The organism is Bacillus sp. C1 (genome assembly GCF_054570475.1).
The window spans coordinates 795,988-818,148 of sequence record NZ_JBTMZT010000002.1 but is presented as its reverse complement, the minus strand read 5'-3'; the positions used below and the strand labels follow the sequence as shown (position 1 = coordinate 818,148).

The window sequence follows — 22,161 nt, the reverse complement described above, 5'->3', positions numbered from 1 at the left end:
CACTCATTTTCTCCTTCTGTTTTCACATGGAATGGGGCTAAAAAAGGCACTGACCGCTTCTATCCATGGCCGGATGCTCTCATCCATCTGAAAAGAATGGTTTGATGTTCGTTTTTTAATTTAGGTTTATATATATAGTGAACTGTTTTTTTGTTCATACTTTTGAATTTCTTGTTCATATTGAAGTGTAACTCCGATTTCATCTACACCACTTAATAGCTTTTCTTTCCACATTTTTTCAATGGTAAAATGAAAACAATGAAGCGGGGTTGTAATCACTTCATTTTCTAAATCTACTTCTATTACATCTCTTGAGTCCACATCTACTAGTTTTTCACGCATTTCTTTTTTCATAACTATAGGAAGCATCCCATTTTTCATACAGTTCATATAAAAAATGTCTGCAAATCCTCCTGCGATAATAACACGAAATCCATAGTCAGCAAGCGCCCATGGTGCATGCTCCCTTGATGAACCACACCCGAAATTTTCACCCGTAATTAATATACTTGCCCCTTTTCGCTCTGGCGCATTTAGTGGAAAATTCGGATCCTCATTCCTGTCTTCCCCGTAACGCCATTCATCAAATAAAAATTCTCCAAATCCTGTTCGTTCAATTCTTTTTAAATATTGTTTTGGAATGATTTGATCTGTATCAATGTTATCGTTCATTAGTACCGCAACTGTACCTTTATGAATACGAAATGGCTCCATCATAACTCTCCTTTCTCACATCAATGAAATGACCATAAAGCGCTGCTGCTGCTGCCATTGCAGGACTGACTAAATGTGTTCTTGCACCTTTTCCTTGTCTCCCTTCAAAATTTCGATTTGAAGTAGATGCACAATGTTCTCCCTCAGGCACTTGATCTGGATTCATCCCTAAACACATGGAACATCCAGGCTCTCTCCATTCGAATCCCGCTTCTTCAAATATATGATGCAATCCTTTTTCCATCGCTGCTTTTCGTACACTTTTAGAACCTGGCACAACAAGCGCTCTTACTCCTTCTTTTACTTTTTTTCCTTTTACAACAGCTGCTGCAATTTCTAAATCTGATAAACGTGAATTTGTACAAGAGCCAATAAATACATGTTGAATCGGAATTTTACATACACTTTGCCTAGGCTGAAGTCCCATATATGAGAAAGCCCGTTCATCATTTTTATCACGGATTTCCGGCAACTGTTCATCGATACGTATTCCCATACTTGGGTTCGTTCCCCAAGTTACATACGGTGCTAGTTTGGCAACATCTACAGAAATACAAGTATCATATACTGCATCTGAATCTGTATAGAGTTCACGCCAATTTGCTACTGCCACATTAAATTCTTTCGGTACATACTTACGCCCTTTCACATAAGCGACTGTTTTTTCATCTGGTGCAATGATTCCCGCTTTTGCCCCACCTTCAATTGCCATATTACAAAGTGTCATACGCTCCTCTATTTCCATATTTACAATTGTTTCTCCGTAAAACTCCATTACATATCCTGTTCCAAATGCTACACCATATGTAGCTAACAGGTGTAAAATAATATCTTTTGCATATACTCCTTTTGGTATTTTCCCTTTTAATTCAATTCCCATTGCCTTTGGCTTTCGTTGCCATAATGTTTGCGTCGCTAATACATGCTCCACTTCACTTGTGCCAATTCCAAAGGCAAGTGCTCCAAACGCTCCATGTGTTGCCGTATGACTATCACCACATACAATCGTTTTCCCTGGCTGCGTTAGTCCAAGCTCAGGGCCAATCACATGAACAATCCCTTGCTTTTCATCATCAATATCCGCTAATAAGATATTAAATTGCTTACAATTTTCGCGAAGCGTATCTAATTGCTGCTTTGCAACACGATCTGTAATGTTCCAAACCTCTTTTGTCGGAATATTATGATCCATTGTTGCAAATGTTAAATCAGGCCGCCTGACACCTCTATTTGCAAGCCGCAAGCCTTCAAAGGCTTGCGGTGATGTCACTTCATGTATAAGATGAAGATCAATATATAATAAATCTAATCCATTCTCATTGGTCGTAACAACATGTCTCTCCCACAGCTTATCTAGTAACCTTTTCCCCATTATCTCCCTCTCCCTACTAACGCTTGTTCTTCCATTTCTTGAAGTACAGCCTTTGTAAACGAAGTCGTTGTTTCATTTCCGCCAATATCAGCTGTATATTTCCCAGAACGAAGAACTGCTGAAATTGCCGATTCAATTGCGTATCCTTCTTTTCTTAATTCAAATGATTGCCCAAGCATCATTGCAACCGATCTCATCATCGCAATTGGATTCACTTTATTTTTCCCCGCAATATCTGGTGCCGATCCGTGAATTGGTTCGTACAACGAAGGTCCATTCTCTGCATGACTTGCTGAAGGAAGCATTCCAAGTGATCCCGCTAATACAGATGCTTCATCACTTAAAATATCTCCAAATAAGTTCTCAGTTACAATGACATCAAACCTACCTGGATTACGAATTAATTCCATTGCAGCTGCGTCTACTAAAATATGTTCAAGTTCAATATCCGGATAGCGAAGTGCTACTTCTTCTGTGACTTCCCTCCAAAGTTTGCTCGACTCTAAAACATTTGCTTTATCAATAGAAGCAACTTTTTTACGACGCTTACTTGCCAATTGAAAAGCGTAAGAAACAATGCGCTCAATTTCATGACGATGATAAGTAAGCGTATCTGTTGCTAACTCTTCTGTTTTTTCTTTCGGAAAAGAGAAGTAAATCCCACCCGTTAATTCCCGAACGACAACAAAATCCACCTCACCTGCCGCCTTCAATGGAGATAAATGGGCAGTTGCTCCATCTACTGTGACAGGACGAACATTAGCAAACACACTAAGTCCTTTTCGAAGCGCAAGCAATCCTTTTTCTGGCCTTTCTTTTGCATCGTCCCAGCGTGGTCCACCAACCGAGCCAAGTAATACCGCATCACTCGATAAACAGGCTGCTAAAGTTCTTGGCGGCAACGGTTGCCCAACCGAGTCAATCGCCGCTCCTCCAAATTGTTCATCTTGTAAATAAAAATGGTGACCATATAACTTTTCTATCATATGCAATACTTTCTTGGCACTCTCCATAATCTCAGGTCCAACACCGTCACCTGCTAAACAAACAATACGTTTTTCCAATGATCAGCACCCCTTTTTATATTTTACTGATTATCCATAATTCTCTAAGGAGAAGTGGGAGATTCCCCCACTTCTCAAACATTACTTTGCAAGTAACAGCAAAGCCTTTAACTTTCCAGCTGCATGCACATAAGCTCTAGCCGATGCCTCTAATACATCTTGCGCAACCCCAAAACCTGCAACTTGATGAGTTCCTTCTTTCAATTCAACATGAACATGAGCGAGCGCATCCTGCCCTTGTGTAATAGATTGAATTCGATAATCAGCTAACTCACACGCAAGCCCTAGAATCCTTTGAATTGCATTATAAATCGCTTCAATACTCCCCGCTCCAGTTGCTGCGTCTTCGTACACATTCCCTTTCTCATCTGCCAGCGCAACTGTTGCACATTGTGTACTATTTGACACAAAATGCACTTGTAATTGTTTAATATTGTACTGCTGTGTTGAAAATGCTGTTTCTCCCAGTACTAATGCGCGCAAATCTTCTTCTGTAATCTCCTTTTTGCGATCGGCTAATCTCTTAAACGCGCTGAATGCTATATCTCGCTCTTCTTCAGTAAACTCATAACCGAGTTCCTTCATTTTTTCAGTAAAAGCATGACGACCAGAATGTTTCCCCAGTACAAATACATTTTGTACTTCACCAATTAGTTCTGGCTCAATAATTTCATATGTTGTTACTTCCTTTAATACACCATCTTGATGAATGCCCGATTCATGTGCAAATGCATTCGCTCCAACAATCGCCTTATTTTTCGGAACGATCATACCCGTTAAACGACTTACTAATGTACTTGTCGCTTTAATCTCTTTTAGCGTTATAGAAGATTTCGCTTCGTAATAGTCTTTTCGAATATGCAAGGCAACTGCTACTTCTTCTAAAGCAGCATTACCTGCACGCTCTCCAATCCCATTCATCGTCCCTTCTACTTGTAGTGCCCCTCCTTCAATTGCCGCCAATGAATTTGCCACTGCCATACCAAGGTCATCATGACAATGACAAGAGAAAATAGTCTTTTCATAAGAAGGAACATATTCTTGTAAGTATTTAAAAAGAGAATAATATTCTTCTGGATTTGTATAACCTACTGTATCAGGAATATTAACAACGTCTGCTCCAGCACGAATCGCAACTTCCACAGCTTCCGCTAAAAATGGCCGCTCCGTTCTCGTTGCATCTTCTGCGGAAAATTGTACAGTAGGGAATAAAGATTTCCCTAAAGTTACAGAACGATGAATACTATTTAATACATCCTCCTTTGACATACAGAGCTTATATTTCATATGAATATCACTCGTTGCCAAAAAGATGTGTAATCTTGGAGATACTGCATGTTTCAAAGCTTCATATGCTCTTCGAATATCACTTTCTTTTGCTCTTGCTAAACTCATAACAGTAGCGTTTTTAATTGTTTCCGCAATGCGTTGTACTGAACGAAAATCTCCTTCAGAAGCTGCTGCAAACCCCGCTTCCATCACATTGATCCCCAGTTTTTCTAACTGCCTTGCGATCTGTAACTTTTCCTGTTCATTTAAATTGACTCCGGGTGATTGTTCGCCATCACGAAGCGTCGTGTCCATGAACAAAATCTGTTTCATATCATTTAACCTCTGCCTTTACTTTCGGTTGCACAAACGGCATCATTTCACGTAATTTACGTCCAACAACTTCAATTTGATGCTCATTCTCCTTCTTATTTGTTGCATGAAAATGCGGTCTTCCTGCTTTATGCTCCGCAATCCAGCCTTTTGCAAATGTACCATCTTGAATCTCTTTCAACACTTCCCCCATCGCTTTCTTCGTATGTTCCGTTACAATACGTGGCCCTGATACAAAATCTCCCCACTGTGCTGTGTCCGAAACAGAATATCTCATATTTTCAAGACCACCTTCATACATAAGATCAACAATGAGCTTTAGTTCATGTAAACATTCAAAATAGGCAAGTTCTGGTTGGTAACCAGCATCTACTAATGTTTCAAATCCTGCCTTTACAAGTGCAGTAGCCCCTCCGCACAGTACCGCTTGTTCTCCAAATAGATCCGTTTCTGTTTCTTCTTTAAATGTCGTTTCTAATACACCAGCCCTTGTTGCCCCAATTCCATCTGCATAGGATAAAGCTTTTTCAGTTGCTACTCCTGTCGCGTCTTGATATACAGCAAATAAAGCTGGAACCGCGCCCCCTTCAGTAAACGTGCGGCGCACTAAATGACCTGGTCCTTTTGGAGCTACTAGAAATACATCTACCTCTTTTGGTGGTGTAATTTGATTAAAATGAACGTTAAATCCATGTGCAAACACAAGTGCATTTCCAGCTTGTAAATTTGCTTCAATTTCTGCTTCATACACTTCCGGTTGTAGTTCATCAGGAAGTAAAATCATCACTACATCCGCAAATTTTGTTGCCTCTGCCACTGAATATACAGAAAAACCATCTTCTCTCGCTTTTTCCCACGATTTCCCTTTCCTTAGTCCAATTACTACATCAAAACCGTTATCACGTAAGTTTTGTGCATGGGCATGCCCTTGCGATCCATATCCAACAATTGCTACTTTCTTGCCCTTTAGTACATTTACCGCTACATCTTTCTCATAATAAACTTTTGCCATTTTCTTTCTCCTCCTATATTTAAATGATTAATGAATTAACATAATTTGTTTATCTTGTTTTTTCATACTTCGCGTAAATGCAGTAACACCAGTTCTAGCAATTTCTTTTAAGCCATATGGTCGCATTAGCTCAATTAACGCTTCTACTTTCTCTTGTGTACCCGTTACTTGCACAACAATGGAATCCTTCCCAACATCTATTACAGCAGCTCGGAACGGTTCAATTAAACTATATAATTCTGTTCTGGATACACTTGTTGTCGCTACTTTAATAAGAGCGAGCTCTCTTGCGATCATTGCTTCTTCTGTTATATCAGAGACTTTTAACACATCAATTTGTTTATGCAGTTGTTTAATCAATTGCTCCACTTGTTGCTCACGTTCAACATGAACAACGAATGTCATTCGCGAAACATCAGATGATTCTGTATGTCCAACCGAAATACTTTCGATATTAAAGTGCCTCCTCGTCATAACACCTGTAATCCGGTTCAATACCCCACTTTGATTTCGAACGGTTGCCGTAACAATCCTTCTCATCGTTTTTTCACCCCCTCCATTTGGTGAACACCTTTTCCAGGAGCAACCATCGGCATCACTTTTTCCGACTGCAGTACCCTGCAATCAATTACAATCGCCTCTTGTAAAGTAAGCGCGTATTGTAACTGCTCTTTTGCTAACAATGGATTTTCAATGCGAATCCCTTTTAGTCCATACGCCTTCGCCAGTGCTACAAAGTCAGGTTGACAAGAAAGCAAAGAATGCGAATATCTTTTGTTATAAAATTCATCTTGCCACTGCCTTACCATCCCTAAAGCTTCATTATTTAAAATCAAAACTTTAACTGGCAAGGAATGTTCTTTCAATACACTAAGTTCTTGTAATGTCATTTGAAAACCAGCATCGCCAACAATCGCTACAACTAATTCATTCGGCTTTGCAATTTGCGCACCAATGGCAGCTGGAAATCCAAATCCCATTGTGCCAAGTCCCCCTGATGTTACCCACCTATCTGGGTCTTTCAGCGGATAATATTGTGCAGCCCACATTTGATGCTGACCAACATCTGTTGTAACAATTGCTTTTCCTTTTGTAATTTCATATAGCATATCAATTGCTGCTTGCGGTTTAATTTCATCACAATCTTGATCATATGAAAAAGGATATTGTACTTTTCTTGTTTCCAAAAGCGATAGCCATGCCCTATGATTTTTCTTCTCGCCTTTACAGGAAATTAGTGCCTTTAAAGCATGCTGAGCGTTAGCTACAATCGGAATTTCTGTCGGAACATTTTTTCCAATCTCTGCTGGATCAATATCAATATGTGCAACGGTCGCCTCTTTAGCAAAATACTCTAAATTCCCTGTAAGCCGATCATCAAACCTTGCTCCGATATTTATGAGTAAATCGCATTCGTACAAAGCCATATTCGCTGTATACGAACCGTGCATTCCCCCCATTCCTAGAAATAACGGATCATCTGGTGGAAATCCCCCTAATCCAAGAAGTGTATGAACAACAGGTATACTGTACATTCGGGAAAAACCTGTTAATTCTTGCGTGGCTTTCGCATGCAATACACCCGCTCCAGCTAAAATTAACGGCCTCTCAGCAATCTCAATCGCTTGTAATAGTTTGTTAATTTGCAATAGATTCGGCTCATAGTTTGGTTGATATCCTGGTAAATCTACTTGGACGTCACTACATCGCTCCCCTTTTTCCACTACCATATTTTTCGGAAGATCGATAACAACCGGACCTGGTCGACCCGTTGTTGCAATATGGAATGCCTCTTTAATAATTCTTGGTAAATCCGATGCTCTGCGCACTTGATAATTATGTTTTGTTACCGGCATCGTAAGCCCCATAATATCCGCTTCTTGGAAAGCATCACTCCCAATCAACGTTGTAGCTACTTGACCTGTGAAAACAACAAGAGGTAATGAATCCATCATTGCATCTGCAAGACCAGTAATTACATTTGTCGCACCAGGACCACTTGTCGCAATAACAACACCAGGCTTTCCTGTAACTCGTGCGTATCCTTCTGCTGCATGAATCGCCCCTTGTTCATGTCTTGCTAAAATATGAGGAATTTCGCAATCATAAATTGCATCATAAAGCGGTAAAACAGCACCACCTGGATAACCAAAAATAACTTCTACCTCTTCTTTTCCTAACGCTTCTAACAATAGCTGTGCACCAGTTGCCATCTTCTCTTCCGTTTTTGAAGACATTTCTTTTATGAACCTCCTTGAAAATCGTTTTTTTACAATAAAAAAATCCTACGTCCACACTCCAGCTATGTGCTGAAGGGACGAAAGATTTCGCGGTACCACCCTTCTTTGCAAGAACAACCCTTGCCTCAGTGACTCAGGGGATGAGTCTAGCTAATAACGGAGCCACCGTCTAAGCCTAGACAAATGCTTCAGCTTAGCACTCAAGGGCGATGTTCGTCGACGTGAACCATCGGTTTCCAGCAACCACCGACTCTCTGTGAGGCTTCACAATCAACTACTCCTCCCTATTAACGCTTTACAAATTTATAATGAATTACACTGCTATTATCCAACTTGATTCTCTTGGTAAATCTTCTCTCCATCTTCTACAACTAATTTACGAAACTCTTCTAATAAGCGATTTGTATGTAAACCCGTTTTCCCAGTCCCAATTGTTCTTCCATCAACTGTCGTAACCGCAATAACTTCAGCTGCAGTTCCTGTTAAAAACACTTCATCAGCTACATATACATCGTGTCTTGTAAATAATTCTTCTCTTACGTCATACCCAAGCTTTTCTCCAATTTCTAAAATAGCATTTCTTGTAATACCTTCTAATGCTCCTGCAGAACTTGGCGGTGTAATTAATTTATTACCTTTTACAATAAACACGTTATCACCAGATCCTTCTGCAACATAACCTTGTTCATTTAACATAAGCGCTTCTTGCACACCAGCAAGCTTTGCTTCAATTCGAACTAAAATATTATTTAAATAGTTTAAAGACTTTACTTGTGGCGTTAATACGTCCGGACGATTTCGACGTGTTGCAACCGTCACAACCGGTATCCCCTTTTCATAATATTCAGACGGAAATAGAGATAACTGTTCTGCAATTACAACTACATTCGGTTTCAAGCAAGAATCAGGATCTAACCCAAGATTGCCTGCCCCCCTTGATACTACTAAACGGATGTATCCGTTCGATAGCTTATTTTGACGAATCGTCTCGACAACAATTGCTGTTACTTCTTCTAACGTATATGGAATTTCTAACATAATGGATTTTGCAGACTCGTATAAACGAATAAGATGTTCCTTAAGACGGAAGACATTTCCACTATAGACACGAATTCCTTCAAACACCCCATCCCCATATAAATAACCATGATCGTATACTGAAACTTTTGCTTCATCTTTTTGAACAAATTCTCCATTTAAGAAAATCCATTGCTCATTCACTTCAAAGCGCCTCCCTATATTCTTTAAATTTTTTATTGTTTCCTAGTTTACTCTCCTTTTTAAATAAATCAAGTTAATTTTTAGAAAATTTTTAATTTTTAAATTTATGTACAACCTCTTGTACATTGACCTATCAATATTGTTACCGTTTACAAAATATCAAAAAATTTTTTCCGTCATTTTTCATCGTAAAAAATATTTGTTTAGAAGAAGGATTTTTGTCAAACGGTGCGAATCTATTGTATTCAATAAACGAACGTCCAATTTTATATATACAAGAATAAAAACGAATTTTAATGGCAAAGGAGGAAAAGTAAAATAGAATAACATTGTATAAAAGTAACAATCATATTTTTCATGTAACTTTCATAATCCTATTTAAAAAAAACAAATTGTCAAATGAAGGAGGAAAATAATATGGCGTGTGTACAAATTAAAGGAACAAGACAAGAGGTAGTAGAAATGTTACAACTATTTGATTTAATGGATACAAAAGGCCTGTGTAAATTTAGCAATTACGTAGAGGTATATCCAAATGAAGAACAAAATAACAATTTCACCGCATTGGTTGATATCCAATCGAATGAAGATTCTACTCAAGATCAATTAAATGATCAGTTTGTCAGTCAAATGCTTACTGGTGTGTATAACGACTAATATATAAATTCAAATTAAAAAAGTAACATCAAATCATTCTTTTCAGGTGGGTGAGAGAATCCGGCCATGCATAGAAGCGGTCAGTACCAGTTTTATCCCCATGCCATGTAAAAACAGAAGGAGAAAATGAGCGGAAGCCTCTGTCTATTCTTCATAGCCTCAATTTAAATGTTAAAAAATTAATTGGATTTATATATGAAATGTACTATCCAATCACAAACAGATTTAAAAAATGATACGACTACTACATGCGAAAATTTACCAAAAAGAAAAGCCTCCTTTTTATTAAGGAGACTTTTCTCTTTATATTCACCTGACGGGAAAGTAACATATACTGGATGAAAGCCCTACCTCTCTCTCATCAATACGGTTCCTCTGACCGCTCCTTGATATACTAGTATGTGTATAAGCTTACAAACACAACTTTTTGGGTTTATTCACAAAAGTTGTTAGTAAAATTACCCGATCTTTCGCAAACTTTTCACGTTACACTTGTAAGAAATATTCAATATATACTAGCTTGAACCGAGACACGAATTAAAATCTTAACACTTAAAAACAAATCCGTCAATGTTTTCTTGAAAATTAAAAACAGACATCACAATCTGTCTGTTTTAGAATGGAGCCTTTTCTTTTACTACATACACAACGAATCCGCTCACCAGCATACATAAGCCGACAGTAAAATCCTTGATATTAATCATAACTACCTCTCCCTCATTTTACAAATCATATATATTAAAGTTCAAATTTACATTTATTATCCATAAGCACACTTTTTCTAATATATCATAATTCCTAAAAAATGCAACTTTACTTTTTAACGACCACTTATAAACTTATCCACAGTACTTGGAACTGTATTCAAAGCCTTTTCAATCAAGTGTGTCCCACTATGTAAATGTAGCACTTGTACACCACTCGATCCCACTACTAAAAACGCAACCGGAGCAATTGAAACTCCTGCACCACTTCCACCGCCAAACGGATGCACTTGTTTCACCTCTTTTTGTTGTCCTTGTCCCACAACATTTTTGAACTCTCCTTTAAAATCACTTCCACCTGCCCCAAACCCAAAAGCAACTTTTGAGACAGTTAAAACGACATTTCCGTCCGCTGTTGAAACAGGACTTCCAACAATTGTATTTACATCAACCATCTCTTTTAAATTTGTCATCGCAGTTTTCATTAAATTTTCAATCGGATGTTCCATCATTTAAACCACCTTTTCCTCTTAGTTCTTTTTATACTTTCCAAAATAGAGGAACTCATACCAAGTTTTACAATTCACAAAGTCACTGTTCTACCATCAACTTTCTTATCCCTAGACTCTAAAGACAGTATAGCTATCCTTCGTTTCAGTCCAGTGCAGTATCATCGGGATCAATGGAGAATTAACCGAATTCCTCCGAAATCTTTATATTTTTAAGTAATACTATAACTAGCGATTTCTGACCGGATAAAAAAGAAAAAAATATATATACTACTAATGAATCTTGTAATGAAAGGAAAGATTATTTTGACTGATAAATATAATGAACGAAGTCGAGCGAAACAAGGCGATTATAAGGAAGAATACGCGGCCGAAGTTGCTCCTCAGCATATCAACTATAACGATAGAGACGAAGTAGATGAAGTAAAATCAAATACAGCGGGGTCAACTGCTGGTTTTATCGCACTCGCTCTTGCTGTATTGTCTCTCTTTACATTCCCTACACTTTTTGGACTTGTTTCCGTTTTACTTGGTATTTATGCATATAATCGCGGAGCTACTGTAACTGGTGGGATCGCAGCTATTGTAGGTGGGATTGCTGCACTTGTCGCTCTCTTATTCCGCATGGCAATTATTGGTTTATTGTTCTCGCTCTTTTAAAGAAAAAAGGTATCTCGCCCTTTGCGAGATACCTTATCCTGTAAAAACATCCTCTGATGGATATCGAATTTTTTGTTTTGCTGGTCGCGCTAGAGAAAATACAAGCGTTAATGGACCAACTAACCCACAAAACATAACAAACATAATAATACATTTTCCAACCGCTGATAACTTTGCTGTAATTCCCATCGTCAATCCAACCGTACCAAAAGCTGAAATTGTTTCAAATAATAGTTGAATAAAACTGAATTTCTCTGTAAGCATCAATAAAAATACTGATACCAAAATAAGAATTTGACTAGCAACAGCAATGGCTAAAGCTCTCGTTACTGTCGATATTTTAATTGTACGATGGAATAAAACAAAGTCTTCTTTCTTTCTAAAAAAGGAAATGACCGATGTAATTAAAATGACAAACGTCGTTAACTTAATTCCTCCACCTGTTGAAACACTTCCTGCACCTATGAACATTAAAATCATCGTAAACAAGATCGAAGTTTCTTCCATTCCTCCATAATCAACCGTATTAAATCCTGCAGTTCTCGGTGTAATTCCTTGGAAAAACGAAGCCCATAACTTCTCACTGAAAGATAGGGGTCCTAGTGTTTTCACATTGTTATACTCTAATATAAAAATTACAATCATCGCAATAACATTAAACGCTACTGTTCCAACAATCATAATTTTCGAATGAAGTGATAGTTTCTGAAAACTACGGCTATACCATATATCAATTAACACTGTAAATCCTAAACCACCTGTAACAATTAAAGAACAAATCCCAATATTAATAATAGGGTCCCCTACATACCTTGTTAAATTATCTGGCCATAGCGCAAACCCTGCATTATTATAAGAGGCGATAACGTGAAAAATACTGTAATATAATCCTTTACCAAAACCAAATTCCGGAATAAATCGAATAGATAAAAAAAAGACTCCTACTAACTCAATACAAATTGAAAAAACAAAAACTCGTTTCACTAACTTTACAAGTCCGCCTATATTCGTTTGATTAAACGCTTCCCCAATTAATAATCGATGACGAAGTCCAATTTTCTTCCCTAGTACCCAAACAATTAAAATAGCAATCGTCATTAATCCGAGTCCACCTGTTTGAATTAACAACATAATGATAATTTGACCAAACATTGTAAAAGTACTAGCGGTATCTACTACTCCTAAACCAGTTACTGTCGCTGCCGATGTTGCGGTAAAAAATGCATCCACCCAACTAATCGACTCTTTTGTCGCGAATGGTAATTTCAATAACATTCCCCCGACAACAATTAAACAAAAAAAGCCCATTGCTAAAATTTGCGGCGGACTTAATCGTATTATACGATTATAAAACCCTTGTTTTTTTGTTGTTTCCATCTCATTAACTCCCTTAATAAAGTAAAACAACTATCCTTACGATAATAACTCGTTTTCAATAAGCAAAATCTTACGGAAAGTAAATTACCACCTAACTTTTTCCATTCCTCACACTTTTAGAGCGAATTTATTCGTATGGATAAATCTTTATACTCTTATAATATAGTTGAGCATAATCCTTTTTTTCCTATATTTCAACTTTTATTTTCACAATCATTGAACTAGTATTCATTCGTTTACCAAACTAATTCTACATACAAAAACACAGTTTTTTGACTATTTTTGTTCCTTATCCTTATTTCACCAATGTGCTCCTAATCATTCTTACTGTTTCCTAAGAAAATACTTAGCTGCTTTTCCATTCCTTATCTACCATGATCAACATATTTCTAAAATCCCCATACCTTTCACTTCAAGTTCACATTGAAGTCACATTTATCTTTTATATTATAACTATCGAAGCTGTCCTCCCTAATAATGAGACATTCCCCAGTGTCTCAAACAGCTTCCATCCCTAATTAAAATTGACATAAATTGTCCCCTTCCCAGGTCATCTTGTATTAACAAGATGACCTATTTTTTTATATTAGAATACCATTCAAATTTCCCAACAAAAAAAGAGTGAATAGATTCACTCCTTTTTTGATTTACTTCCTTTTTTCGAACGGTATTCTTTCCCTTTATTATCATTACCAGTTGTAATTTCCGAACCAAACTCTTGTTGGAATTGTCCTGATTTTGGTGAACCTTGATTGCCACTTCCCTGACTTCCGTTACGGTTACTCATCATTCTCCCCCCTTTCATCATTGTTAGTATGTCTTTCTTGTCGTAATCATACACATAACATTCTTCTATGTAACACATTTTGATTTTTCATTTCATATAAAATGAAACTTTAATCAATCCTCACCAATCAGGCTTTTACGGGCAGCCCGCTTCCCGCAAATCGCAGGATAAATAAAAAAATCCTCCAAAGACAAGGAAGGATTCTCTATTAGCTATAGTTCATACAGCTTCTTTCTATATAAGCTTTTTCGAAATAGATATCATTAGATGCATTTCTTCTTCAGATAGGGCTGAAAATCTTTCTTTTAAATACTGTTTTTTCGCCAATTCCATCTTTATTACTAACTCTTTTCCTTGTTCCGTAATTTCCAAATATACAACACGACGATCGGATAGAGAACGAGAACGCGTCACAAAACCTTTATTAATCAACTTTTCTGTAACAGCTGTAATATGGCTGTTTGATACATGTAGTTCATTTGCTACACGAGAAACCATCTCTTTTTCATTACGATTTAATATGCGGAGCACAAGGAACTCGTTCCAAGGTATATAATCTCCAAAAATTTTCCCAATATCATTCCGCAATGAACGAAACATAGCAAAAACATTTGTAGATAAATCCTCCATTAATTGTTCACGATTATGAGACAACGTTTACATCTCCCTTTTAATTCATATAGTTAAATAAAAACTATATGAATTATATTACCTTATATTTTACATTTTGTCATCTTTTTTCCTTATAAAATCCCTCATATCGGATTCACTTCTTTCATACAAAAAAATACTAGAAAAAACTGTTATTCACTAGATCACGTATCATTTATTATCTATTTGGAAATAAATGATACAGGTTGCTTTTCTAACACGCTGAAACTCACATCAGCCGCAAAAAGGGTGCGATTTGTCGCACCCTTTTTGCTTTATCATGCTATAATAAATTGTAAAAAATACCCTATTTTATAAATTGAATGATCAAGAGGATTATAATGAATTTAAATGAAGAAAAATTTTCTGATCTAAGTAAAAAAGATAAAACAATCGCTATAAGTAGTATTACCCTTCTTATCATTATTGCTATCACCTTTATCTTCTTTGTATCTGTCGGCGTTTTTCGTCTCATTGGTGTCGAATATACATCGCGAACTGCACTATTTCTCTTTTTTTTATTAACTCTCATACTAAATGGCATTAGTAGTTTCTTAATGATATTTTTCAAAGTACTTTTAACACCCCTGCTCGAACACACACCAAAATGGATGTCTTTCTCATCTTTTTCTCTCATAGAAATTTCACTTAATTGGCTTGCTATTCATACTGCAGATGATTGGATGGAAAGTGTTTTGATTTCAAATAGAGCCGAACTACTTATTGTTCTTGTCTTTTTTATTTTGGATAAAGCATGGCCTACTGATAACAAAAAGAAAGAGTAAAATTACAAGCTTTTCTCTATAAAAATTGATACAATAAAAGCAAAATATACGAAAGAGGTGTTACTTATGACATTACAACAATGGGCTGATAAAGGCATGTCCTTTGATACATACGTAAATAACATGACTGTAAACCAGTATGAATTACTACATATTTATAATAACTTTTTAATTCCGAACGAACTACTTCCTGTGTTAGAAGAGCGTCAAAATGACGGATGGCGTGTGATTGTTCTAACTGCTGATTGGTGCGGGGACGCCCTTCTTTGCGTACCCGTTATGAAACGTATTTGTGAAGTTTCCAATATTGAAATGAACCTACTCATTCGTGATGAAAATTTAGAACTAATGGATCAATATTTAACGAACGGAACAGCACGTGCTATTCCAATCTTTATTTTCATCGATAAGGATGGGAAAGAACAAGCTGTTTGGGGACCACGTGCTCCAAAAGTACAAGAACTAGTAACCGCAATGCGTGCTACGTTACCAGAAAAAGACGATCCACAATTTGAAGAAAAACAGAAAGAAATGTATGCGAATTTCCGTGCTACATTAGCTGATGACACTTCACTTTGGGAACATGTTCTGGAAGATATGATTAAAAAAATCGTAAAATAAAAAACTGCCATTTCGGCAGTTTTTCTTATGACATAATGAAGAAATAGAACACCGCTGCTAAAATAAAGCGATAATAAGCAAATGGTGTTAACTTTACACGAGCTAATAATTTTAAGAATGAAACAATCGCCAGCATCGCAACAAGGAATGCTGTAATAAAGCCACTTACAAATAATGTAATATCTGCCGAACTTAATACGTCCCAGCTTTTAATTAAATCTAACCCTGACGCTGCAACCATCATTGGTACTGCTAAAATAAATGTATATTCAGCAGCTGCTGTATGAGATACACGAGCTAGTAATCCACCACTAATTGTAGACCCAGAACGTGAAAAACCTGGCCACAATGCTAAACATTGGAACATACCAATTGTAAATGCTTGTTTATACGTGATTTCATCTAATGTTTTTGCTGTACTTGGTCTTGAAAATTTCTCAGCAACAATCATTAAAATACCACCAACAACTAAACTAATAACAACAGGTCCTGTTCCAAATAAAACTTCTTTAATTTTACTGTGGAATAAAACACCAAGTACTCCCGCCGGAATCATACCGATAATGATATGTAATAAGTTTAAAGATGGCCCTTGTGTTACCTTTCCAATCCCAACTAATGACCATAAACGTTTCCAAAATACAACAACAACTGCTAAAATCGATCCCAATTGGATGACAACTTCAAATACTTTCGCTCTCTCATCATCGAATCCAATTAAATGTCCTGTTAAAATCATGTGTCCCGTTGAAGAAACTGGTAAAAATTCCGTTAATCCTTCAACAGCTCCCATGATTAAACCAATTAACCAATCAGCCACGAGTAGTGCCTCCTTAATACCTTATATTTACTTTTTTTCACACCTTATCATAATACCTTATCCATTTTCAAAGTGCATCTGTTTTTTTTATTCCTTCAAAATATAACAATATATTCACATATGTATATTTCTTTTCTATTTTCTTATTCAATTGTATGATAGAAAGAGTTTGGTTCTACATAGAAAGGAGCTTTTATGAAAGAAACACATTCATTCTTACAAAAAATAAAACAATTTGTATTACTATTTTTCCCGATTTTTGTAACACAAATGTCTTTATTTGCGATGAGCTTTTTTGATACAACAATGTCAGGACATGCGAGTGCTACTGATTTAGCGGGCGTCGCAATTGGAACAAGTATATGGATTCCTGTAAGTACTGGATTAACAGGAATCTTAATGGCTACTACCCCTATTATCGCCCAACTTGTTGGCTCAAAACAAAAAGAGAAAGTTCCTCATATCGTCATACAAGCTGTGTATTTAGCTGTCGCAGTTAGTTTACTTGTTATTCTTATCGGTTTCTTTGTCGTTTCACCAATTTTAAAAGGTATGCATTTAGAAGAACAGGTTGAACACATCGCTGCTCAATTTTTAAACATTATTGCAATTGGTATCATTCCTTTATTTGTCTATACTGTATTACGTGGGTTTATTGATGCATTAGGCAAAACACGTACAACAATGCTTATTACACTGCTTTCCTTACCTATTAACGTCATTTTAAACTATTTACTTATTTTCGGTCATTTCGGCTTTCCGAAACTAGGAGGCGTTGGTGCAGCAATTGCTTCTACAGCAACATATTGGTGTATTTTATTTATTACGATTGTTATTATCCGCATGCAGGAACCATTTGCATCTTTTGGCATTTTCAAACGCTTATACCGACTTTCTCTTTCAAGCTGGAAAGAATTATTAAAACTTGGGGTACCTATCGGATTTGCCATCTTTTTTGAAACAAGTATTTTCGCTGCGGTAACACTCATGATGAGTAATTTTAATACAACAACAATTGCTGCACATCAAGCAGCGATGAATTTTGCTTCACTTTTATATATGACACCTTTAAGCTTAGCGATGGCGATGACAATTGCAGTTGGTTTTGAAGTGGGCGCGAATCGCTATACAAATGCCAAACAATATAGTTTTATTGGAATTGGTTTGGCACTTGCTTTCGCCTTACTATACTCCATCCTACTCTTTTTCTTTGATGATCAAATTGCATCTATTTATACAACAAATATTGTTGTTCATGATTTAGCAAAAGAATTTCTCATTTTTGCGATTTTATTTCAAATCTCAGATGCAATTGCCACTCCAGTACAAGGGGCACTCCGTGGTTATAAAGATGTGAATGTTACCTTAATTATTACACTTATTTCCTACTGGGTCATCGGTTTACCACTCGGTTATATATTTGCAACCTACACTTCTTGGGCAGCGAAAGGGTATTGGATCGGTCTTATTATCGGACTCGCATTTGGAGCCACCTTTCTGCTTGTTCGTCTCTTTCAAGTACAACGTAAATATACAGCGAAAAAAAGTCACTCATTATAGTGACTTTTTTTCATGCATAGTTCCCATTCAAACGTGTAACATAATGAAAAAGAAAGGTGTGAGCCTATGGATGAAAAGAAAAAACAGAAACCCTATAATGAGGAGTTCGCTCCTGAAATCTCACCTGGATACAGACAAGATATTCATCAACCACCTCAATATAAAAACACGTCCTTTTTAATTGGAATTAGTATTTTTGGCGCAATATTACTTGTACTTATTATTTTCGTCTACTTTAAATGAAAGGGGAATTATATGACCAAACAATCTTCCATCTTTTCTAAAAGAGTTGTAAAAGCAGAAAAAGGTTATGCAGGCGATTCTGTAAATGTGCATAAACAAGTAGAACAAGGAAATTTAGAAATCGCAAAAAAAGAAATTGGCCAACAAAATGAGAACCTATGAAGATCTCCTTCCCTACACGTACTTGAGGAAGGAGACTTCTACTAACATATTGTTACAAACAAAAATGTCCCCTGCTTCTGGGGACATTTTATTCTACATACTGCCGCTGCCCTGCAATCTTAAACGTTTCATTCTCTTTTACAATCCTCATTTTAAAGTTTAAACTCATTTCCCCTCTCTTACCATTCTCCATACCCGAAACATATGCTATAGCACAGTAAGTAAAACTTTCATCCATTTCTTCACATATTTCTTCATTAGAAAATCTATATTCTAACGTATGAAAACGATTCGGATAATAGTTTCTCATGAGTTGTCTATAACCACTCTCTTTATTATCTTCTGCAAAGATTTCCAGTCCTATCTTTTTTATCTTCTCTTTATCATGAAGAGAAAAAATAGATAACTGTGCTGTAACAAGATACTCTCCGATTCTTTTCTTTTCATCAAAAGTTAACTGTTCTACTTCTTTTCTCTTTAATTCGTCACATATTTGATACTGACTTTTCGGCTTAAATTTCGCAAAAGCTTGCATTTTATATATTCCTAAAAACAAGATGCAAACGAACAAGATCAAAATCATCATTGCTACTTTTTTGTTTTTATTTCGCATCATATACCCTTTCTATAAGTCATTTATCTTATTTTATCACAAAGATAGAAAATTCTGTTATTATGAAATTAACCTAACTTATTTAAGGGAGAAATGAGGAAAAATATATGTACTCTTACAAACAATATATACAACAAGCACTACCGAATACCACCATACACTCTTATGAACAAAATGAGAACGGATGGGATAATGTAGCGATTATTATGAATCATGAATGGCTCTTCCGCTTCCCACGTAAAGCGGAGTATGCAGAGCGAATACCTCGCGAAAAACAACTATGCGAAGCACTTTCTCAATCATTACAAAAGATAGAAGTCCCCAAATACAATGTTTTGTATAAAAGCGAATCAGATTGCATTCCATTTTGTAGTTACTATAAACTCATTCACGGAAAGCCATTAACAAGAAAGATAATAGAAAGATTGACTGTACAAGATCGTAAAACAATTACCACACAGCTCGCCACCTTTCTCGCTTCTTTACATACCATTCCAATAGAAGAGGCGACAGAATGGGGGTTTGTTGCTGAGAAATCTATCTCATATTGGCGACAACTTCAATTAAAATTGTATGATTCTCTCTCACACATACTTACATCAATAGAAAGAAATGCTTTTAATGGTTTCTTCGAAGGCTTTTTTGAACAGGTGCGTGCATCTGATTTCAAAAGAACAATGATCCACGCTGACTTCACGCATCATCATATTTTATTTGATGAGGAGAAAAGAAGCATTACTGGTATTATCGATTTTGGTGATGCCCAAATTGGAGATTCTGCATTTGACTTTGCTGGATTATATAATGATTTTGGTAGTGATTTTACAAATGACGTTTATAAACAGTACTGCAACTGCACTCCTCATCATGATTCATCTTTTTTGAAACGGGTCATTCGATTTTATCAATATAGTCCATTGCTCCACACCCTTGTATATAGCTTTGAAACAAATAATGAACAGGAAATAAAAAAGAATCTAACAGGTTTACAAACTATGCTTCAGGGAACGAATTAACTTCTTTCCCTTGTTTCATTTTCCTCGTATCTCATTAATTTTTTATCCATTTCTACAATTAGCTTATACATTTGAAACGCCTGCAAAATTTGTAATTGAATCCAAAAAGGAGCTTGTTGTTCTTTTAACCATTGAAATACTCTTGTTTCATTTCCCACTGATTATCCCTCCATTTTCTATTCTCACTTTACATACGTAACATAAATGATGAAATGCTTTTCATGTCAATAACAAAAAAGGATGCAAATTTTGCACCCTTTTTTAATGAATTATTGAATGGTTTTGAATTGTTGCATGTTGCACTTCGTCTACTTTACATTCATTACGAAAAGCGCATCCAATACACTCAGGACGAAATGTTCGTTCTGTATACAGCTTTGGTTGCTGTAACAGCTCTTTCATTCTATATAAATCGTTCATTCCGTCCATAATATCTTGCTCTTTTGGAACATAATCATACTTAATTCCTTCTATTAAATTAACAATTTCAATTCTTTCAGGGAGAATTCCAAAAGCTTTATAGCTAAAAACAGCCGTTAACTTTTGACAAAGTGCAAGCATCTCTTCATTTGCATCAATAACATATTTTTTGATTACAAACGATTGCGAGGACCACTCACCAACTTCAAACGTTAATGAAATGCCCACTCCTAGTTCCTCCATATATGTTTGAAACTTCTCATATAAAAATAAAGGTAGCCTTTTACTCACTTCATTTTTCACAAATTTCAATAAATGGTCCGTTAATTTCGCCAAAACAATATAGTATTCTGCTTTAGAAGCAAACATACGAATCTGTACTTTATGCCAATGTTTTTCCAACAACTCTAACAAAAAAACTGTACTTTGTCTTTCTGGTGGTGACGTGTAATAGTCACTAATAATTTGATTTACAATCGCTTGCACCATTTGTTGCCATTCAAATGAAGAAGGTTCTCTTCTTTTTATATGACGAAAATAAAACTTATGTGGACAACGCATAAAATCATATAAATGATAATCTGTCATCGTTTTAATTGCTATTTTCCCCTGCACCTATCTTCATCTCCCTCTCACCATTTAAGAAAGGTTTTTTACAAATTCAGTACCAAATTGAAGACACTTCTCTACATCTTCATCTTCTGGTGTTAATTCCACTTTTAGCCCCTCTAGTACAACTTCAGCACCACGCTCTCGTAATTTTTCTTCTAAAATATCAACAGCTACTCCATATTTCGGATATGCAGAATCACAAGAACCAAATACCGCTGCTTTTTTACCAGTTAAATGAATTTCATCCATCTCATCATAAAAATCTAAGAAATCATCAGGAAGTTCACCATCTCCCCACGTATACGCCCCTAAAATAATTCCATCATATTCTTCTAATATAGAAGCCTCTGGTGTCGTCATAATGTCAATGACTTCAATCTCATTTCCTGTTTCACGAATCGCTCCAGCTATATGATCAGCCATCTCCTCTGTATTTCCACTCATACTTGCAAAAACCATTACTAATTTACTCAATTGACTCTCTCCCTTAATTATGTATATTTTTTCTGTATTATTTGTTTTCTTCTCATCTACATATTCAGCACGAATTACACGCCATTGCCATTCCATATCTTTATTTTAAAATTCCCTTTGTCACAAACGGAATATTTTTTCATCTCTTTCATTCATCCTAAGGCCTATTAATCCGCTGATAATAATTATCAATTCTGACTGTATGTTTAGATTAATTGAAAATGATTATCAAAGTCAATGATTTTTTTTAAAAAAAATAATGAAA

Annotated in this window: 26 protein-coding genes and 1 other annotated feature; of the genes, 8 read left to right on the top strand and 18 right to left on the bottom strand. The window is 36.1% G+C overall.

Annotated features, from left to right (window positions below; genetic code table 11):
• Positions 1–126: 126 nt before the first annotated feature.
• From leuD to ilvE, 8 genes are all read right to left on the bottom strand, one after another.
• Positions 127–714 carry a 3-isopropylmalate dehydratase small subunit gene (leuD, locus tag ACX5JI_RS10705; RefSeq protein WP_459501007.1) on the bottom strand — a complete coding sequence of 196 codons (588 nt, stop codon included), beginning with the start codon at positions 712–714 and terminating at the stop codon, positions 127–129.
• On the bottom strand, positions 692–2,086 hold the full coding sequence (gene leuC / locus ACX5JI_RS10700; protein WP_459501006.1) for a 3-isopropylmalate dehydratase large subunit: 1,395 nt from the start codon (positions 2,084–2,086) through the stop codon (positions 692–694). Before leuC ends, leuD begins: the two co-directional genes overlap by 23 nt.
• Positions 2,086–3,150 carry a 3-isopropylmalate dehydrogenase gene (gene leuB, locus ACX5JI_RS10695; protein ID WP_459501005.1) on the bottom strand — a complete coding sequence of 355 codons (1,065 nt, stop codon included), beginning with the start codon at positions 3,148–3,150 and terminating at the stop codon, positions 2,086–2,088. The genes leuC and leuB overlap by 1 nt, the downstream gene beginning before the upstream one ends.
• Before the next feature lie 81 nt (positions 3,151–3,231).
• Positions 3,232–4,752, bottom strand: coding sequence for a 2-isopropylmalate synthase (locus tag ACX5JI_RS10690; protein ID WP_459501004.1), 1,521 nt, complete (start codon positions 4,750–4,752; stop codon positions 3,232–3,234).
• Position 4,753: 1 nt separating this feature from the next.
• Positions 4,754–5,764 (bottom strand): ketol-acid reductoisomerase, encoded by a 1,011-nt coding sequence (ilvC, locus tag ACX5JI_RS10685; protein WP_459501003.1) that lies wholly within the window; start codon positions 5,762–5,764, stop codon positions 4,754–4,756.
• A gap of 27 nt (positions 5,765–5,791) precedes the next feature.
• Entirely contained in the window at positions 5,792–6,304 is a 513-nt protein-coding gene (gene ilvN, locus ACX5JI_RS10680; protein ID WP_459501002.1) for an acetolactate synthase small subunit, read from the bottom strand.
• Positions 6,301–8,001, bottom strand: coding sequence for an acetolactate synthase large subunit (gene ilvB / locus ACX5JI_RS10675; protein WP_459501001.1), 1,701 nt, complete (start codon positions 7,999–8,001; stop codon positions 6,301–6,303). Before ilvB ends, ilvN begins: the two co-directional genes overlap by 4 nt.
• Positions 8,002–8,074: 73 nt before the next feature.
• Positions 8,075–8,304, bottom strand: a binding site (T-box leader).
• Positions 8,305–8,328: 24 nt separating this feature from the next.
• A complete protein-coding gene (gene ilvE / locus ACX5JI_RS10670; RefSeq protein ID WP_459501000.1) occupies positions 8,329–9,225 on the bottom strand; it encodes a branched-chain-amino-acid transaminase in 897 nt (298 codons plus the stop codon).
• 417 nt (positions 9,226–9,642) lie between these two features.
• On the opposite strand from ilvE, the gene ACX5JI_RS10665 reads away from it, so the two are divergent.
• Positions 9,643–9,882, top strand: coding sequence for a DUF3911 family protein (locus ACX5JI_RS10665; protein WP_459500999.1), 240 nt, complete (start codon positions 9,643–9,645; stop codon positions 9,880–9,882).
• Between the two features lie 614 nt (positions 9,883–10,496).
• Here ACX5JI_RS10665 and ACX5JI_RS10660 read toward each other — a convergent pair.
• Both ACX5JI_RS10660 and ytfJ read right to left on the bottom strand, forming a co-directional pair.
• Positions 10,497–10,586 carry a hypothetical protein gene (locus tag ACX5JI_RS10660; protein WP_017152626.1) on the bottom strand — a complete coding sequence of 30 codons (90 nt, stop codon included), beginning with the start codon at positions 10,584–10,586 and terminating at the stop codon, positions 10,497–10,499.
• 116 nt (positions 10,587–10,702) lie between these two features.
• Complete coding sequence (gene ytfJ / locus ACX5JI_RS10655) at positions 10,703–11,095, bottom strand: GerW family sporulation protein (protein WP_459500998.1); 393 nt, start codon at positions 11,093–11,095, stop codon at positions 10,703–10,705.
• Positions 11,096–11,383: 288 nt separating this feature from the next.
• On the opposite strand from ytfJ, the gene ACX5JI_RS10650 reads away from it, so the two are divergent.
• Entirely contained in the window at positions 11,384–11,755 is a 372-nt protein-coding gene (locus ACX5JI_RS10650) for an imidazole glycerol phosphate synthase (RefSeq protein WP_459500997.1), read from the top strand.
• A gap of 33 nt (positions 11,756–11,788) precedes the next feature.
• Here the strand turns inward: ACX5JI_RS10650 and ACX5JI_RS10645 are convergent, their stop codons facing one another.
• The 3 genes from ACX5JI_RS10645 to ACX5JI_RS10635 form a co-directional block, all read right to left on the bottom strand.
• On the bottom strand, positions 11,789–13,132 hold the full coding sequence (locus ACX5JI_RS10645; protein ID WP_459500996.1) for a TrkH family potassium uptake protein: 1,344 nt from the start codon (positions 13,130–13,132) through the stop codon (positions 11,789–11,791).
• Positions 13,133–13,763: 631 nt separating this feature from the next.
• Positions 13,764–13,919, bottom strand: coding sequence for an imidazoleglycerol-phosphate dehydratase (locus ACX5JI_RS10640; protein WP_459500995.1), 156 nt, complete (start codon positions 13,917–13,919; stop codon positions 13,764–13,766).
• 234 nt (positions 13,920–14,153) lie between these two features.
• On the bottom strand, positions 14,154–14,573 hold the full coding sequence (locus ACX5JI_RS10635; protein ID WP_459500994.1) for a MarR family winged helix-turn-helix transcriptional regulator: 420 nt from the start codon (positions 14,571–14,573) through the stop codon (positions 14,154–14,156).
• A 338-nt stretch (positions 14,574–14,911) separates the two neighbouring features.
• Here ACX5JI_RS10635 and ACX5JI_RS10630 point away from each other — a divergent pair, with 338 nt between their 5' ends.
• Both ACX5JI_RS10630 and ACX5JI_RS10625 read left to right on the top strand, forming a co-directional pair.
• The gene (locus ACX5JI_RS10630; RefSeq protein WP_459500993.1) at positions 14,912–15,355 is read left to right on the top strand and encodes a YrvL family regulatory protein; all 444 of its coding nucleotides are present in this window, start codon (positions 14,912–14,914) and stop codon (positions 15,353–15,355) included.
• Between the two features lie 66 nt (positions 15,356–15,421).
• On the top strand, positions 15,422–15,976 hold the full coding sequence (locus ACX5JI_RS10625; RefSeq protein ID WP_459500992.1) for a thioredoxin family protein: 555 nt from the start codon (positions 15,422–15,424) through the stop codon (positions 15,974–15,976).
• 25 nt (positions 15,977–16,001) lie between these two features.
• Here the strand turns inward: ACX5JI_RS10625 and bacA are convergent, their stop codons facing one another.
• Positions 16,002–16,796 (bottom strand): undecaprenyl-diphosphate phosphatase, encoded by a 795-nt coding sequence (gene bacA / locus ACX5JI_RS10620; protein WP_459500991.1) that lies wholly within the window; start codon positions 16,794–16,796, stop codon positions 16,002–16,004.
• 195 nt (positions 16,797–16,991) lie between these two features.
• Here bacA and ACX5JI_RS10615 point away from each other — a divergent pair, with 195 nt between their 5' ends.
• The 3 genes from ACX5JI_RS10615 to ACX5JI_RS10605 all read left to right on the top strand — a co-directional run bounded on the left by ACX5JI_RS10615 (position 16,992) and on the right by ACX5JI_RS10605 (position 18,761).
• Positions 16,992–18,356, top strand: coding sequence for an MATE family efflux transporter (locus ACX5JI_RS10615; RefSeq protein ID WP_459500990.1), 1,365 nt, complete (start codon positions 16,992–16,994; stop codon positions 18,354–18,356).
• A 66-nt stretch (positions 18,357–18,422) separates the two neighbouring features.
• Positions 18,423–18,599 (top strand): 2-isopropylmalate synthase, encoded by a 177-nt coding sequence (locus ACX5JI_RS10610; protein ID WP_459500989.1) that lies wholly within the window; start codon positions 18,423–18,425, stop codon positions 18,597–18,599.
• Between the two features lie 12 nt (positions 18,600–18,611).
• Positions 18,612–18,761, top strand: a complete 150-nt coding sequence (locus ACX5JI_RS10605; RefSeq protein ID WP_459500988.1) for a hypothetical protein — start codon at positions 18,612–18,614, stop codon at positions 18,759–18,761.
• Positions 18,762–18,849: 88 nt separating this feature from the next.
• Here ACX5JI_RS10605 and ACX5JI_RS10600 read toward each other — a convergent pair whose 3' ends face one another.
• Entirely contained in the window at positions 18,850–19,374 is a 525-nt protein-coding gene (locus ACX5JI_RS10600) for a biotin transporter BioY (protein ID WP_459500987.1), read from the bottom strand.
• A 107-nt stretch (positions 19,375–19,481) separates the two neighbouring features.
• Here ACX5JI_RS10600 and ACX5JI_RS10595 point away from each other — a divergent pair, with 107 nt between their 5' ends.
• Positions 19,482–20,390 carry an aminoglycoside phosphotransferase family protein gene (locus tag ACX5JI_RS10595; protein ID WP_459500986.1) on the top strand — a complete coding sequence of 303 codons (909 nt, stop codon included), beginning with the start codon at positions 19,482–19,484 and terminating at the stop codon, positions 20,388–20,390.
• On the opposite strand, the gene ACX5JI_RS10590 is transcribed toward ACX5JI_RS10595, so the two are convergent.
• The 3 genes from ACX5JI_RS10590 to ACX5JI_RS10580 form a co-directional block, all read right to left on the bottom strand.
• Positions 20,387–20,548: a hypothetical protein gene (locus tag ACX5JI_RS10590; protein ID WP_459500985.1), complete on the bottom strand. Its 162-nt coding sequence runs from the start codon at positions 20,546–20,548 to the stop codon at positions 20,387–20,389. The two genes, ACX5JI_RS10595 and ACX5JI_RS10590, sit on opposite strands and share 4 nt — an antisense overlap.
• 103 nt (positions 20,549–20,651) lie before the next feature.
• A complete protein-coding gene (locus ACX5JI_RS10585; protein ID WP_459500984.1) occupies positions 20,652–21,425 on the bottom strand; it encodes a hypothetical protein in 774 nt (257 codons plus the stop codon).
• A 24-nt stretch (positions 21,426–21,449) separates the two neighbouring features.
• Complete coding sequence (locus tag ACX5JI_RS10580) at positions 21,450–21,896, bottom strand: flavodoxin (RefSeq protein ID WP_459501074.1); 447 nt, start codon at positions 21,894–21,896, stop codon at positions 21,450–21,452.
• Between the last annotated feature and the right edge of the window lie 265 nt (positions 21,897–22,161).

Coding starts and splice junctions, on each gene's coding strand:
- leuD (WP_459501007.1), bottom strand. CDS start 714: ATGGAGCCATTTCGTATTCATAAAGGTACAGTTGCGGTACTAATGAAC.
- leuC (WP_459501006.1), bottom strand. CDS start 2,086: ATGGGGAAAAGGTTACTAGATAAGCTGTGGGAGAGACATGTTGTTACG.
- ACX5JI_RS10690 (WP_459501004.1), bottom strand. CDS start 4,752: ATGAAACAGATTTTGTTCATGGACACGACGCTTCGTGATGGCGAACAA.
- ilvC (WP_459501003.1), bottom strand. CDS start 5,764: ATGGCAAAAGTTTATTATGAGAAAGATGTAGCGGTAAATGTACTAAAG.
- ilvN (WP_459501002.1), bottom strand. CDS start 6,304: ATGAGAAGGATTGTTACGGCAACCGTTCGAAATCAAAGTGGGGTATTG.
- ilvB (WP_459501001.1), bottom strand. CDS start 8,001: ATGTCTTCAAAAACGGAAGAGAAGATGGCAACTGGTGCACAGCTATTG.
- ACX5JI_RS10665 (WP_459500999.1), top strand. CDS start 9,643: ATGGCGTGTGTACAAATTAAAGGAACAAGACAAGAGGTAGTAGAAATG.
- ACX5JI_RS10660 (WP_017152626.1), bottom strand. CDS start 10,586: ATGATTAATATCAAGGATTTTACTGTCGGCTTATGTATGCTGGTGAGC.
- ytfJ (WP_459500998.1), bottom strand. CDS start 11,095: ATGGAACATCCGATTGAAAATTTAATGAAAACTGCGATGACAAATTTA.
- ACX5JI_RS10650 (WP_459500997.1), top strand. CDS start 11,384: ATGAAAGGAAAGATTATTTTGACTGATAAATATAATGAACGAAGTCGA.
- ACX5JI_RS10645 (WP_459500996.1), bottom strand. CDS start 13,132: ATGGAAACAACAAAAAAACAAGGGTTTTATAATCGTATAATACGATTA.
- ACX5JI_RS10640 (WP_459500995.1), bottom strand. CDS start 13,919: ATGAGTAACCGTAACGGAAGTCAGGGAAGTGGCAATCAAGGTTCACCA.
- ACX5JI_RS10630 (WP_459500993.1), top strand. CDS start 14,912: ATGAATTTAAATGAAGAAAAATTTTCTGATCTAAGTAAAAAAGATAAA.
- ACX5JI_RS10625 (WP_459500992.1), top strand. CDS start 15,422: ATGACATTACAACAATGGGCTGATAAAGGCATGTCCTTTGATACATAC.
- ACX5JI_RS10615 (WP_459500990.1), top strand. CDS start 16,992: ATGAAAGAAACACATTCATTCTTACAAAAAATAAAACAATTTGTATTA.
- ACX5JI_RS10610 (WP_459500989.1), top strand. CDS start 18,423: ATGGATGAAAAGAAAAAACAGAAACCCTATAATGAGGAGTTCGCTCCT.
- ACX5JI_RS10605 (WP_459500988.1), top strand. CDS start 18,612: ATGACCAAACAATCTTCCATCTTTTCTAAAAGAGTTGTAAAAGCAGAA.
- ACX5JI_RS10600 (WP_459500987.1), bottom strand. CDS start 19,374: ATGCGAAATAAAAACAAAAAAGTAGCAATGATGATTTTGATCTTGTTC.
- ACX5JI_RS10595 (WP_459500986.1), top strand. CDS start 19,482: ATGTACTCTTACAAACAATATATACAACAAGCACTACCGAATACCACC.